The sequence below is a fragment of the Microbacterium sp. genome, from assembly GCF_031179285.1.
Lineage (GTDB): Bacteria > Actinomycetota > Actinomycetes > Actinomycetales > Microbacteriaceae > Microbacterium.
The window spans coordinates 1-12751 of record NZ_JAPSHY010000034.1; the positions used below are offsets into that span (position 1 = coordinate 1).

Sequence of the window (12751 nt, forward strand, 5' to 3'; positions counted from 1 at the left end):
CGGTCTCCGACGCCGTTGCCAAGGGCAGCAAGGTCTCGATCCCGGGCTGGATCTCGTTCGAGCAGGTCGACACCGCCGCTCGCACCGGCCGCAACCCGCAGACCGGCGCCGAGATCAAGATCCCGGCCGGCAAGCGCGTCAAGGTGACCGCCGGTTCCAAGCTCAAGGCAGCCGTCAAGTAAGACCGCTTCCGCGAAAGGCCGCTCCTGCTCGGCAGGGGCGGCCTTCGTGCGTTCTCCGAGGTGCGCGCGCCTAGGCTGGAGGGGTGAGTTCCCGACCCGAGACGAGCAGGCGCACTGCGGCGTACCGTGCGTCCGGGGTCGTGGTCCTTCTCGCTGCCTCGGCTGTGGCCGTGACCTTCGCGCTTCTCGTCGGCGGCGGCGCGGAACCTCCCCTTCTGCAGGACCCCGGCCCCTTCGTGCTGTGGGGGACTCCCATCGCCCGGCTGGTCATGAACCTCGCCGGCGCAGCGATGCTCGGCTCTCTGGTGCTCGCACTGTTCGCGCTGCGAAGCGGCGACCGAGCATTCGACTTCGCCCTCAACGTCGCCTCGATCGGCGCGGCGGTCTACACGGTCGCCGCCGGTCTCACCGGCTTCCTCGCGTTCATGGCCGCCTTCAACCCGAAGCTCAGCATCGAGCGCGAGTTCGGATCCCAACTCGGACGCTTTCTGCTCGAGCTGCCGCTCGGACAGTCCTGGCTGATCACGACGGTCTTCGGATCCGTCATCACGGTGCTCGCCTTCGCATGGCGCAGCTGGGCGGCCACCCTCATCATGGCCGCACTGGCAGCCAGCTCATTCCTGCCGCTGGCGACGCAGGGCCACGCGGGAGATCTCGCAGGTCACAACGTCGCGGTGAACTCGATCTTCCTGCACATGATCGGCGCCGCCGTCTGGCTCGGCGGACTCCTGCTCGTGATCCTGCTCCGTGGACGGAAGGACGTCGACCTCGCCACCCTCGTCGGGCGATACTCGACGCTGGCGATCGCCGCATTCGTCGTGGTGGCGGCATCCGGCATCGCGCGCTCCATCGTCGCCCTCGGGGACTGGGCCGAGCTCTGGACGCCGTATGGCGCGATCCTGCTCGCCAAGGCGGTGCTGCTCGGGCTCATGGGCCTCCTCGGTGCGTGGTACCGGGTGCGGCTGATCCCGAGGCTCGCCGGAGATCACGCCGCCCGCTGGTTCTGGACGCTCGTGGTGTGCGAGATCGCTCTGATGGGGATGGCATCGGGTGCTGCCGCCGCGCTCGCGAGGACACCGCCGCCGACCGGGGAAACGGCGACGTTCGTCGAGACTCCCGCGGAGGTGCTGACACGGTCACCTCTTCCCCCTGAGTTCACGCTGGATCGCTGGTTCACGGCATGGGACCTCGATGTTCTCTGGCTCATCGCCGCGGCCTTCGGGCTCTTCTTCTACCTGGCGGGCGCATGGCGCCTGCACCGGCGCGGCGATCGCTGGCCGATTCACCGCACGCTGTTCTGGGTGTTCGGGATGCTGCTGCTGGTGTGGGTGACCGGGGGGCCGATCAACGCCTACCAGGAGTACCTGTTCAGCGTGCACATGCTCGGGCACATGATGCTGTCGATGGCGATCCCGCTGCTGCTCGTCGCCGCAGCTCCCATCACCCTCGCCCTCCGGGCAGTGCGCAAACGCGATGACGGCACCCGCGGTGGCCGTGAGTGGATCATGTGGGCGGTGCACTCGCCGTTCGCACGGGTCGTCACGCATCCCTTCGTCGCAGCGGCGATCTTCATCGTGTCGCTCTGGGCCTTCTACTTCACCGATCTCGTGCGCTGGTCGATGTTCGAGCACCTCGGCCACGAATGGATGGTGGCCCACTTCCTCATCTCGGGCTACCTCTTCGTCATGAGCCTGATCGGTGCCGACCCCGTGCCCTACCGTCTGCCGTACCCGGGACGCCTCATCACCCTGATCGCGGTGATGGCGATGCATGCCTTCTTCGGCATCGCGATCATGATGCAGGAGGGGCTCATGGTCGCGGACTGGTTCGGCGCGATGGGGCGCGACTGGGGTCCGGCGCCGCTGGACGACCAGTACACCGGCGGCGGCATCGCATGGTCGATCGGCGAGATCCCGACCCTCATCCTCGCGATCACCGTCGCGATCCAGTGGAGCCGCAGCGACACCAAGCTGCAGCGTCGTCGAGACCGTCACGCCGATCGCACAGGCGAGGCCGAGCTCGAGGAGTACAACGCGCGGTTGGCGAAGCTCGAGGAACAGGACCGGCGCCTCCAGGAGCGCGAGCGGCGCTGACCCGCGGGCGCCGCTGCCCCGGCGCCGTGACCTCAGTCGGTCTCGAGCTGGTCCTCGGGGGAGCCGACCCTGATCGACGCTGAGCCGTCCGGCAGGATCACGATCGTCCCGTTGACCTGGAAGGGCACGTCCTCCGAGATCGCCGTGACCTTGCCGTCGAACAGCGACTGGATCTCGACTTCGATATGGGCCACCGCGTCGGCGACCGGGATCTGCCAGTGCGCACCGTCCGGAGCGACGGTCACGCTCGGCTGCACGGCGATGGACCATGTCGGCGGGGACGCGATCCGGTTGGAGACCTCGAGGCCGAACGGGCACGCGGTCGGCTGCAGCACCTGCTGACTCGTGCACTCCTGCAGGAACTCCTCGACGCGCTTCTGCACCACCGCGACGAACTCCTCCGTGGGCTCGGTCTGCACGTCGATCGGTGTCGTGGTCAGCGGCGAGTCTGCCAGGACGCTGACCCCGGGAGACCGCGAGATGGGAGTGTCGACGGTGACCGAATACACGCCAGGGGTGAACACGAGCAGTGGCAGCGGATCCAGCGGCGCGGCTTCCGCCCCCGCGGCGGATACCTGCCGTCGATCGACTTCGAAGCCGTTCACCGAGAACCGGTCCGCACCGCGTACCGTCAGCTCGATCGCAGCGAGCGGACTCTCGGTGAACCGCCAGTTCGGAGCCACCCCGATCCACCCGTCCTGCGTGACCGCGAAGGTCGTCGATCCCTCGTGCTTTCCGGCCCGGTACGACACCGCGACGGAGGTGAGACCGTCGACGGTCTCCTCCGAGACCACCTCGACGTCGGTGAGGGGGGCGAGCGCCGCCTGCCGCAGCAGAGCTTCGGATGCCGTGGGATCGATGCCTGCGATCTCGAGCGTCTCGCGGTCGAGCGCGACACCGGGAACGCGGAGCGCGTCGGCAGCGCGGCCGTCGGAGAGGAGGTCGAGATAGTGCGAGACGAACGCGGATGGACCGTAGAACTGCTGATACAGCGTCGCGCCGCCGGCGCCGATGGCCGCGATCAGCATCACTCCGACGAGGGCGAGGAGCGCGAGGTCGGCGCCGAGACGGGAGCGCCGAGGCGCTTTCGTCTCTGGCCGCGTCATGGCGCCAGTCTAGGAGGGCGTCCTGAGACGATGCCGAGCGTCGCGGGTGTCGAGCGGACGCCGCCACGTAGCATGGGTGGGCATCCCGCATCCGCCCGCTTCCCCGTGAGAGAACCGTGTCGATTCCCGCCCTGTCCGACGAGCAGCACGAGCTGTTCCGTCTCATCGAGGACACCGGCGAGCACGTGTTCATCACCGGTCGTGCCGGCACCGGAAAGTCGACGCTCCTGCAGTACTTCGCCTGGAACACGAAGAAGCAGATCGCAATCTGCGCGCCGACGGGGGTGGCCGCGCTCAATGTCGAAGGCCAGACGATCCACTCGCTGTTCCGCCTGCCCATCGGACTCATCGCTGATGGCGACATCGACCAGACTGACGCGACGCGTCGCATCCTCAACGCCATCGAAACGCTCGTCATCGACGAGATCTCCATGGTCAACGCCGACCTCATGGACGCGATCGATCGTTCGCTGCGACAGGCGCGGGGCCGGCGGGCCGAACCGTTCGGCGGCGTCCAGGTCGTCATGTTCGGTGACCCCTATCAGCTGGCACCGGTGCCGCCGCGCGGGGATGAACTGCGCTATGTGCAGGACCACTACCGTTCATTCTGGTTCTTCGACGCGAAGGTGTGGGCCGGGTCCGCTGCGGGCGAGGGCGGATTGCTGGATCTCGGCAGGCACGGTGCCGAACTCCACGTGCGTGAGCTCGTGCAGATCCACCGCCAGGCCGATGACGGGTTCAAGGCGATGCTCAATGCGGTGCGCTACGGGCGGGTGACGGCCGAGATCGCCGGCATCCTCAACGCGCAGGGCGCGCGCACACCGCCGGAGCCGGAGCCGGGCGAAGTCCCGATGATCACCCTCGCGACGCGCAACGACATCGTGAACAACATCAACCGCCGCCACCTGGCCGCCCTCCCGGGCAAGGAGCAGACCGCCAAGGCTGAGGTCAACGGCGACTTCGGGCGCGGTGAGGCGTCGCTTCCCGCTGAGGCGGAGTTGAAGCTGAAGGTCGGCGCGCAGGTGATGTTCCTGCGCAACGACACCTCGATGTCCGGCGAGCCGCCGCGCTGGGTCAACGGCACGATCGGCACGGTGACCCGGATCCTCGGGGGTGCGGTGCGGGTCGACATCGACGGCGAGGAGGTCGATGTCGAACCGGCGGTCTGGGAGCGGTTCCGCTACGCGTACGAGCCCTCCACGAAGAAGCTGACGCGCGATGTGGTGGCGGAGTTCACGCAGTTCCCGCTGCGGCTGGCGTGGGCCGTCACCATCCACAAGTCGCAGGGCAAGACCTACGAGCGCGCCATCATCGACCTCGGCTCCGGCGCGTTCGCGCCCGGCCAGACCTACGTCGCGCTCAGCAGGCTGACCTCACTCGACGGTCTTTACCTCTCGCGGGCGCTCCGTCCCAGCGACATCCGCGTGGATGAGGACGTCCGCCGGTTCATGCGAGACGCCTACTTCGCGGCATCCACCCCGGAGATCCCGCGACCCTCGGCCTCCTGACCCGTTTCCCGACACCGAGACTGCAGTTGCACGCCGAGACCGTGGCGCAACTCCACCCTCTCGGCGCGAAAGTGCCGTCTCGCGGCCAGGAGCAAGGGTGGTCAGGCGGCGGCGCGGGCGCGGTCGAGGTCTTCGAAGAGCTCGGTGTTGAAGCGATAGGCGAGGAGCACCTCGTCGATCACCCGCTCTCGCTCGGCCTCGTCCCAGGGAGCGGTGTCGAGCTGCTCGCGGTAGACGTCCTTGAACGCGGCGGGGTCGGCGATCGAGTCGAACAGGTAGAAACCGATGCCGTTCGTCTCGAAGCCGAAGCGGCGCGCCATCACCCGGCCGATGAACACTCCGCCCGAGAGGTCGCCCAGGTAGCGCGTGTAGTGGTGAGCGACGAAGCCGCCGGCCCAGGTCGCGCTGACCTGGCGGATGCGCTCGACGTATCGCCGTGTCGACGGCAGCGGGGAGATCTGCTCTCGCCAGTCGCCGCCGAGGAGGAATCCGAGATCGGCTTCGAGCGCGGGAAGCCGAGTGAGCCCGTCACTGAGGAAGACGGAGGCGACCGGATCGTGCCGCATCCGCTCGCCCGCTGCCTCAAGGGCGTCATAGATGAAGTAGTGCTGCGCGACGAGGGCGATGTAGTCCTCGCGAGAACCCTGACCTCTCAGCAGATCGGCCATGAAGCCGGCGTGCTCGCTGCGGGAGTGCGAACCGGAGGAGCGCTCGCGCAGGGCCGCGGAGAAGGAGAGGATCTCGGACATGGCAACAGTGTAAGGGTGACCTAACTCCGAGGGGAACCGCGGGTTTCAGCCGTGGGGCTGCGGCTTGACCCCGAGCCGGGCGCACGCCGCCTCGTAGACGGCCACGACCTCGCGTCTCACTGACGGGCGGTCGCTGATCGCTCCACCCGGCCACGCGATGGTGACCTCTGCGGTATCGCCATTGCTTCGCGTCACCTGCCACGTGCCTCCGTCGCCGTCGAAGCGCGCCATCTCGGCTCCGCTCACCTCACCGCCTGCCCGGTCTGCGAACGCCCTGGCGATGAGCAGATTGTCATCGGCATGGTCGCCGTTCATGTGGCGAAGAACTGCAGAGACCACGTCGGAGTCGAACATGTGGGGCACGCCATCACTGTACGGGTCTCGCACCGCGGCCGGGCGGCGGTGCGGTCTTTCAGCATCCTCGTTCTAGACTCGGGGGACACGTCTCCGGGGGTTTCATCCATGCAGCTTCTCTCGTCGCGCCGCTGGCGCGCAGCGGCGGCCGGCGCCGCCGCCCTCGCGCTCGTCCTCACGGGCTGTGCGCCCGAGGACACCTTCACGTATACGCCGCCCGCTCAGGCCGAGGGCGAGCTTCCCGAAGAGACGCTGGTTCCGCTGCAGGAGGCGGTGTCCGCCGCGATGACCGCAGCCGGAGCATCCGGTGCCGTCGTGGGAGTGTGGGTTCCGTGGAGCGGCAGCTGGGTGGCCGGCGTCGGAACTCAGGAGCCGGGCGGCGGCGCCGAGATCAGCACGGACATGGCCTTCCGCATCGGTGACGTGACCCGCCTGATGACCTGCGATGTGCTGTACGGCCTCGTCGATGACGAGATCGTCGAGCTCGACGCTTCGGTGCCCGACTATGTCTCGGGTGTCGCGGACATGGACGAGATCACTCTCCTCGATCTCTGCAACGGCACCAGCGGTGTCGGGTCGTCCGAGCCGACGGTGAAGTCGGCGTGGCTCAACACCCCGGCCCGCGAATGGGCTCCGCTCGAGCTCGCCGGTTACGGGCTGAGCCGCCCGCCGGTGCCGCCGCACACCACCTACCGCGACTCCGACGCCGGCTACCTGCTGCTCGGGCTCGCACTGGAGCGCGCGTCGGGCATGAGCGCGTCCGCGTTGATCGCCGAGTACGTCACCGAGCCGCTGGGCCTGGAGAACACATCGCTTCCCGGCAAGACCGCGGCCCCGCCGTCGGACGGCCCCGTGATGAACGGCCACTACCTCTCCCCGGTCGAAGGTGGCTACAACTGCGCCGCCCCGGTCGACATCACCACGCTCTCGGCGAGCTCCGGTTACACCGATTCCGGTGCCGTGTCGACCATCGAGGATCTCGGCCGGTACGCACAGGCCGTGGCGGCGCAGGCGCTGCGTCCCGAGAGCAAGAAGGATGATCGCTTCGCCGCTCCGCTGCCGGCCTACGACGGCGCGCCGTCATGGCTGCAAGCCACCGGCGGCGCGCTGCTCGTGGGATCGATGGTGGGCCAGCAGGGCTGGACACCCGGATACGCCACGGCGGCGTATTCGGATCCGGCCACCGGTTTCACGGTCGCGGTGGCTCTGAACGACTCGACAGCCGGTAGCAGCGTGGTGTCCGCCCTTGCGTGGGAGCTCGCAGCGATCGCCTCGAAGGCGCCGGCGGCGTCGGGGCAGACCGCCCCGGAGTTCGGTCTGCCGTTCACCGCCGAGCAGTACCACCAGGCGGTCGCCGATGCGGCACTCGCCTGCGTCGCTCCTCCCGCGGAATGAGGGACGGCCCGCGAACCGACTGCTGAGGCAATGAAAGGGGCGCGATGGCCACCATCGACAACGCGATCTACGTGAACGGCGTCCGCACCGAGAACCCGCAGTCGCTCAGCGAGACGTTCGAACGCCTGCGTGAGCGAGGGGGAATGAGCTGGATCGGGTTGTACCGCCCCAGCGAGAGGGAGATCCGCGAAGTCGCCGACGAGCTCGGCATCCATGCCCTCGTCGTGGAGGACGCGCTCGCAGGCCACCAGCGCGCGAAGCTGGAGCGCTACGGTGACGTGCTGTTCATGGTGCTTCGGCCGGCCCGGTATCTGGATGAGACCGAAGAAGTGGAGTTCGGAGAGGTTCACGTCCTCGTCGGACACGACTTCGTGGTGACCATCCGCCATGCCGAGTCGCCGGATCTCGGTCGCGTGCGACGCCGGCTGGAAGGGGATGCCGAGCTCCTCGCCCGCGGGCCCGAAGCGGTGCTCTACGCGATCCTCGATGAGGTCGTCGATGAGTATGCGCCGGTGCTCGCCGGCCTCGAGAACGACATCGACGAGATCGAGAGCCAGCTGTTCGAGGACGACGTCGATGCGACGCAGCGCATCTATGAACTGGGCCGGGAGGTGATCGAGTTCCAGCGCGCGACGCAACCGCTGGCGGGGATGCTGGAGGCTCTGCTGCGCGGATCCGAGAAATACCGGGTCGACGAAGAGCTGCAGCGGTACCTGCGGGATGTGCTCGATCACACGCTGCGGGTCAGCGATCGGGCGACCACGTTCCGCACCGTGCTGGACAACGCCTTGACCGTCGAATCCACCATCGTCGCACGACGCCAGAACGAGGAGATGCGACGGATGACCGAACTCAGCATCCGTCAGAACGACGAGGTCAAGAAGATCTCGGGGTGGGCGGCGATCCTGTTCGCGCCGACACTGATCGGCGGGATCTACGGCATGAACTTCGATCACATGCCGGAGTTGCACTGGGTGTACGGGTACCCCATGGCGATCGGTCTGATGCTCGCCATGGGTGGGGGCCTGTACGCCGCGTTCAAATACAAGGGCTGGCTCTGAAGCCTCGAGCCGGCTCACCCGGGCTGGCGGCTCAGAAGAGGGATGCCGGGAGCGTGCCCTCGAGCTCGAGCAGTGCCCGCTTCGTGACGAGGCCCTCGCCGGGTGCGCCACCCGAGTAGCCGCCGAGTCCGTCGCTCGCGAGCACTCGATGGCACGGGACGATGATCGGGAGCGGGTTCGCGCCCATGATCGAGCCGATGCCGCGCGCAGGGACGGCTGTTCCGCTCAGGGCCGCCAACTCTCCATACGTCACGGACTGCCCATAGCCGACACGGTCGTACAGTGCAGACAGCACCGCACGGGTCGTCGCCGTCTGCCGGCCGAGGTCGACCGGAAGCGCGAATCGGCGAAGCGCGCCGGCGAAGTAGGCGGCCAATTGGCCCAGCGCCTCGTGGAGCAGCGGGTCGGCGTCGACGTCATCCGACGCACCTGCCGGTGGCGTGGCCCGCCAGCCGACGCGGGTGATGGCGGTGCCGTCGGACACGATGCCGATCGACCCGACCGGCGACCGGAGCGTGCCGAACGAGATCATGCGCCGAGCATACGGCGGGTCGCGGACGCCCCGGCAGACGCGTCGGCGCGCCACCGCGCCGCGATGGTCAGGACGGACGCCAGGACGAGCAGTGCCGCCCCGAGCCAGGCGGCGGCCGCGAAACCCGCTGTGAAGGCCACGGTCGCCGCCCTGGTCAACGCCGCCGCCGCTTCCGCCGGAAGATCGCCGGCCGCCTCGAGTGCTGTTGCGAGCGTCTCCTTCGCGGTTTCGTAGGCGCCGGCCGCAGCGCCGCCATCGGACCCGTCGGCGAGGCCGGCTCGGTAGATCGCGATGCCGAGGCTGCCCATCGCGGCGATGCCCACCGAGACTCCGATCTCGGTGCTCGTCTCGCTGAGGGCCGATGCCGCCCCCGCTCGCTCGGCGGGAGCGGAGCCGACCACGAGGTCGGTGCCGAGGGCGGTCACCGGTCCGATCCCGGCGTAGGCGACCGCGAAGCCGATCAGGATGAGGGGTGTGTCGGCAGTCGTCACCACCGACGCCAGGATGATGAATCCGGTCGCGGACACGGCGAGCGCCACCGCCACGATGAGCAGCGGATGAATGCGGCGCGCGAGCACCGGGGCGAGAAGTGAGGTGACGATCAGCGCCAGTGCCGCGGGAAGCAGCAGCAGTCCCGTGACGAGGGGGCTGTGATCGGCGACCAGCTGCAGGTACTGGGTGAGGAACAGGTAGATCCCGCCGATCGCGAGGGTGCTGATGAGCATGGCGACGAGTCCCGCACGCAGCGCTCGGCTGCGGAAGAGGCGCAGGTCGAGCAGCGGGTCGGCCAGGCGGTTCTGGCGACGGATGAAGAGCACGCCGAGCAGGAGCCCGACGGCGCCGATCGCGACAGCCGGCGCCGCGAGCCCGTGAGAGGCGAGGTCCTTGATGCTGAACGTGATCGTCAGCATGCAGGCGATGATGAGGGCGACGCTGAGGAGGTCGGGCCGACCGACCGCGCGGTCGCGGTGCTCGGGCAGCAGGAACGGAGCGGCGACCAGGAGCACGAGCATCACCGGGACACCGAGGAGGAATACCGAACCCCACCAGAAGTGCTCGAGGAGCGCCCCGCCGACGATGGGACCCAGCGCGATGCCCGCCGAGAACATCGTCGCCCAGATGCCGATGGCCATTCCTCGTTGCTGCGGATCGAGGAACATGTTGCTGATGAGCGCGAGCGTCGATGGCATCAGTGTCGCTCCGGCGATGCCCATCACGGCTCGGCTGGCGATGAGCATCTCGGGAGTGATCGAGAACGCAGCGGAGGCGGAGGCGACGGTGAAGGCCGCTGCACCGACCAGCAGAAGTCTCCGCCGGCCGATGCGGTCGCCGACAGCGCCCATCGTGACCAGGAAGCCGGCGATCATGAACCCGTAGATGTCGACGATCCAGAGGAGCTGAGCCGACGTGGGCTGTAGATCCTCGCTCAAGCGCGGCACGCCGAGGTGCAGCACGGTGACGTCGAGTGACAACAGCAGAGTGGGGAGCGCGAGCACGGCGAGCCCGAGCCACTCCCTCGCGCCTGCGCGTGCCGCGACTGTCGACGAGCTCTGATTCATGGGAGTTCCCTGCCTTTCCCCAGCGGTGCTCTTCTGCTTCGCGAGCCCGTCGTCCATACTGGAGCCGTTCCCACCTGTGGAGAAGTACCCACTTTTTTCTTGGGTACTAACTATTCGGTAAGTGGCTGGAGGCGATATGGCGGCATCGACGAGGTTCGGACCGTACGTGTGCGGCATCGACGCCGCGCTCGACGTGGTGAGCGGCAAGTGGAAGGGGCTCATCCTCTGGGAGCTTTTCGAGCACCACACTCTGCGTTTCGCTCAACTGCGAAGGGCGCTGCCCGGGGTGAGCGAGAAGATGCTCACTCAGCATCTGCGCGAGATGGAGATGGACGGCCTGGTCAATCGACAGGTGTACGCCGAGGTGCCGCCGCGTGTGGAGTATTCACTGACAGACGAAGGCAGGGCACTGAACGAGGCTCTGGAGCCCCTCGGGGACTGGGGGCGGGAGCGCATCGAGCGCAACCAGATCGCGCTGCTCGAGCACGCCGACGCCTCGCGTATGCCGCGCCCCTGACGGCCTGCGGCTACTGCTCGCCGTCCTCGGGGATGGGTGCGCCGGGACCCGGTCCCGGGCGAACCGGGGCGTCGGGCGCGATGTCGATGCGCGTGATGCCGTCGTGCTCGCTCACCTCGATGCGAGGAGCGGCGTCAGCCTCGGTGGCATCCGGTGCGGCTGTCAGCTGATCATGACGCTTCTCTTCGTCGGTCATCTCGCCGAGGGTGTCGTCGGCTGAGCGGTTCTCATCGGGCGTCGTCATGGGAGCTCTCCTTTTCATCGGTGACCCGGGCAGCGGTGGCGTCGGAGCGCCGGCGTCCCCACCGCGCCAGCAGATACAGCACGCCGCCGACCGCCAGCAGGCACGCACCGAACAGCCAGACGATCGGGCGCTGCTGGGTCAGCAGCAGGATGCAGGACGCGATGCCGAGGACCGGCACGAACGTCCAGACGCGGAAGTGATCGTGCTCGACGCGATCCCGACGCAGGACGAGCACCGAGACGTTGGCGCTGAGGAACACGAACAACAGCAGCAGTACCACCGTCTCGGCCAGCGTGCCGAGGTCTCCGACGAGGGTGAGCCCCATCGCCACCAGGGTGGTGGTGAGGATGGCGACCCAGGGGGTGCGACGCTTCGGAAGCACCCGGGAGAGCGCACCCGGAAGCAGGTTCTGCTCGGCCATGCCATAGGTCAGTCGGCTCACCATGATCATCGTGAGCAGCGCTCCGTTGGCCACGGCGATGAGGGCGATGAGGCTGAACAGCCACGATGGGACGTTGAGGCCCGTGGCCTCGACCACCGCCAACAGCGGCCCCGTCGACTCCTGCAGTTCGGCGGCGGGAAGGGCGACGGAGCTGGCGAGTCCCACCAGCACGTAGACGGCGCCGGCGGTGAACAGGGCGGCGAAGAGCGCGCGCGGGTACGTGCGCCTCGGATCCTTCACCTCTTCGATCATGTTGGCCGAGGTCTCGAAGCCGACGAACGAGTAGTAGGCGATGACGGCGCCGGCGAGCACCGCCATCGCGACACTCGTGCCCTCTGGCGCCTGGACCGCGCGTGACATGTCGCCGCCACCGCCACCCACGAAGATGCCGACCACGGCGATGACGATCACCAGACCGCTCAGTTCGATGGCCGTCATCACCAGATTGGCGCCCATGGATTCGCGGATGCCGCGGGCGTTCAGAAGCCCGACGACGGCCAGGAAGACCATGGCGACGGGGATCGTCGGAAGATCGAAGAAGGTGCTGAGGTAGTCGCCCGAGAAGGCGATCGCGAGACCCGCGGCGCTCGTGACACCAGCCGCCAGCATGCTGAACCCGACGAGGAACGACACCAGCGGGCTGCGGAACGCCCGTTCGGCGAAGACCGACGCCCCTCCCGCCCGCGGGTACTTGGTCACAAGCTCGGCGTAGGAGCCGGCGGTGAGGAGCGCGAGCAGCAGTGCCAACAGCATCGGCGCCCAGAGCAACCCTCCCACCTTCTCGGAGAGCACGCCCATGAGCGCGTAGATGCCCGCTCCGAGCACGTCGCCGAGGATGAATGCGAACAGCAGCGGCCCGGTGATGGCCCGCTTCAGCTTGTTCGGCGCATCGGCTTCAGGGCGCACTTCCGGGGTCGTCGACTCTGTCGTCATGCCCTCACCGTAGGGGGAGAGCGGATGAGCTGCACGAGGGTTGACAACCGTATGGTCGCTGTGGGGCCGGAGCGCC

The 12751-nt window shown here is 68.2% G+C and carries 13 protein-coding genes; 6 read left to right on the plus strand and 7 right to left on the minus strand.

The genetic code is table 11. The features are described 5' to 3' along the window. Positions 1-182 (plus strand): HU family DNA-binding protein (locus tag RIN18_RS15535; protein WP_309104897.1); only part of this gene is annotated, 182 nt, incomplete at its 5' end. Positions 183-265: 83 nt separating this feature from the next. After that, the gene (locus RIN18_RS15540) at positions 266-2275 is read left to right on the plus strand and encodes a cytochrome c oxidase assembly protein (RefSeq protein ID WP_309104898.1); all 2010 of its coding nucleotides are present in this window, start codon (positions 266-268) and stop codon (positions 2273-2275) included. 32 nt (positions 2276-2307) lie between these two features. On the opposite strand, the gene RIN18_RS15545 is transcribed toward RIN18_RS15540, so the two are convergent. After that, positions 2308-3381, minus strand: coding sequence for a hypothetical protein (locus RIN18_RS15545; protein ID WP_309104899.1), 1074 nt, complete (start codon positions 3379-3381; stop codon positions 2308-2310). Between the two features lie 116 nt (positions 3382-3497). Between RIN18_RS15545 and RIN18_RS15550 the strand changes: the two genes are divergently transcribed. Further along, positions 3498-4889: an AAA family ATPase gene (locus tag RIN18_RS15550; protein ID WP_309104900.1), complete on the plus strand. Its 1392-nt coding sequence runs from the start codon at positions 3498-3500 to the stop codon at positions 4887-4889. A gap of 101 nt (positions 4890-4990) precedes the next feature. On the opposite strand, the gene RIN18_RS15555 is transcribed toward RIN18_RS15550, so the two are convergent. Further along, positions 4991-5638, minus strand: a complete 648-nt coding sequence (locus RIN18_RS15555; protein ID WP_309104901.1) for a biliverdin-producing heme oxygenase — start codon at positions 5636-5638, stop codon at positions 4991-4993. Between the two features lie 45 nt (positions 5639-5683). After that, complete coding sequence (locus RIN18_RS15560) at positions 5684-5992, minus strand: DUF2470 domain-containing protein (protein ID WP_309104928.1); 309 nt, start codon at positions 5990-5992, stop codon at positions 5684-5686. A 108-nt stretch (positions 5993-6100) separates the two neighbouring features. Between RIN18_RS15560 and RIN18_RS15565 the strand changes: the two genes are divergently transcribed. Both RIN18_RS15565 and corA read left to right on the plus strand, forming a co-directional pair. Beyond that, positions 6101-7387 (plus strand): serine hydrolase domain-containing protein, encoded by a 1287-nt coding sequence (locus tag RIN18_RS15565; RefSeq protein WP_309104902.1) that lies wholly within the window; start codon positions 6101-6103, stop codon positions 7385-7387. 44 nt (positions 7388-7431) lie between these two features. Next, complete coding sequence (gene corA / locus RIN18_RS15570; protein WP_309104903.1) at positions 7432-8448, plus strand: magnesium/cobalt transporter CorA; 1017 nt, start codon at positions 7432-7434, stop codon at positions 8446-8448. Between the two features lie 31 nt (positions 8449-8479). Here the strand turns inward: corA and RIN18_RS15575 are convergent, their stop codons facing one another. Both RIN18_RS15575 and RIN18_RS15580 read right to left on the minus strand, forming a co-directional pair. After that, the gene (locus RIN18_RS15575; RefSeq protein ID WP_309104904.1) at positions 8480-8980 is read right to left on the minus strand and encodes a methylated-DNA--[protein]-cysteine S-methyltransferase; all 501 of its coding nucleotides are present in this window, start codon (positions 8978-8980) and stop codon (positions 8480-8482) included. After that, positions 8977-10539, minus strand: coding sequence for an MFS transporter (locus RIN18_RS15580; RefSeq protein ID WP_309104905.1), 1563 nt, complete (start codon positions 10537-10539; stop codon positions 8977-8979). The genes RIN18_RS15575 and RIN18_RS15580 overlap by 4 nt, the downstream gene beginning before the upstream one ends. 121 nt (positions 10540-10660) lie before the next feature. Here RIN18_RS15580 and RIN18_RS15585 point away from each other — a divergent pair, with 121 nt between their 5' ends. Continuing rightward, positions 10661-11056: a helix-turn-helix domain-containing protein gene (locus RIN18_RS15585; RefSeq protein WP_309104906.1), complete on the plus strand. Its 396-nt coding sequence runs from the start codon at positions 10661-10663 to the stop codon at positions 11054-11056. A 10-nt stretch (positions 11057-11066) separates the two neighbouring features. Here RIN18_RS15585 and RIN18_RS15590 read toward each other — a convergent pair whose 3' ends face one another. Further along, a complete protein-coding gene (locus tag RIN18_RS15590) occupies positions 11067-11300 on the minus strand; it encodes a multidrug transporter (RefSeq protein ID WP_309104907.1) in 234 nt (77 codons plus the stop codon). After that, positions 11284-12675, minus strand: coding sequence for an APC family permease (locus RIN18_RS15595; RefSeq protein WP_309104908.1), 1392 nt, complete (start codon positions 12673-12675; stop codon positions 11284-11286). Before RIN18_RS15595 ends, RIN18_RS15590 begins: the two co-directional genes overlap by 17 nt. Between the last annotated feature and the right edge of the window lie 76 nt (positions 12676-12751).

What these genes read in the sequence shown, in the direction of transcription:
- RIN18_RS15545 (WP_309104899.1), bottom strand. Translation starts at nt 3,381, where the DNA reads ATGACGCGGCCAGAGACGAAAGCGCCTCGGCGCTCCCGTCTCGGCGCC.
- RIN18_RS15555 (WP_309104901.1), bottom strand. Translation starts at nt 5,638, where the DNA reads ATGTCCGAGATCCTCTCCTTCTCCGCGGCCCTGCGCGAGCGCTCCTCC.
- RIN18_RS15560 (WP_309104928.1), bottom strand. Translation starts at nt 5,992, where the DNA reads ATGTTCGACTCCGACGTGGTCTCTGCAGTTCTTCGCCACATGAACGGC.
- RIN18_RS15565 (WP_309104902.1), top strand. Translation starts at nt 6,101, where the DNA reads ATGCAGCTTCTCTCGTCGCGCCGCTGGCGCGCAGCGGCGGCCGGCGCC.
- corA (WP_309104903.1), top strand. Translation starts at nt 7,432, where the DNA reads ATGGCCACCATCGACAACGCGATCTACGTGAACGGCGTCCGCACCGAG.
- RIN18_RS15575 (WP_309104904.1), bottom strand. Translation starts at nt 8,980, where the DNA reads ATGATCTCGTTCGGCACGCTCCGGTCGCCGGTCGGGTCGATCGGCATC.
- RIN18_RS15580 (WP_309104905.1), bottom strand. Translation starts at nt 10,539, where the DNA reads ATGAATCAGAGCTCGTCGACAGTCGCGGCACGCGCAGGCGCGAGGGAG.
- RIN18_RS15590 (WP_309104907.1), bottom strand. Translation starts at nt 11,300, where the DNA reads ATGACGACGCCCGATGAGAACCGCTCAGCCGACGACACCCTCGGCGAG.
- RIN18_RS15595 (WP_309104908.1), bottom strand. Translation starts at nt 12,675, where the DNA reads ATGACGACAGAGTCGACGACCCCGGAAGTGCGCCCTGAAGCCGATGCG.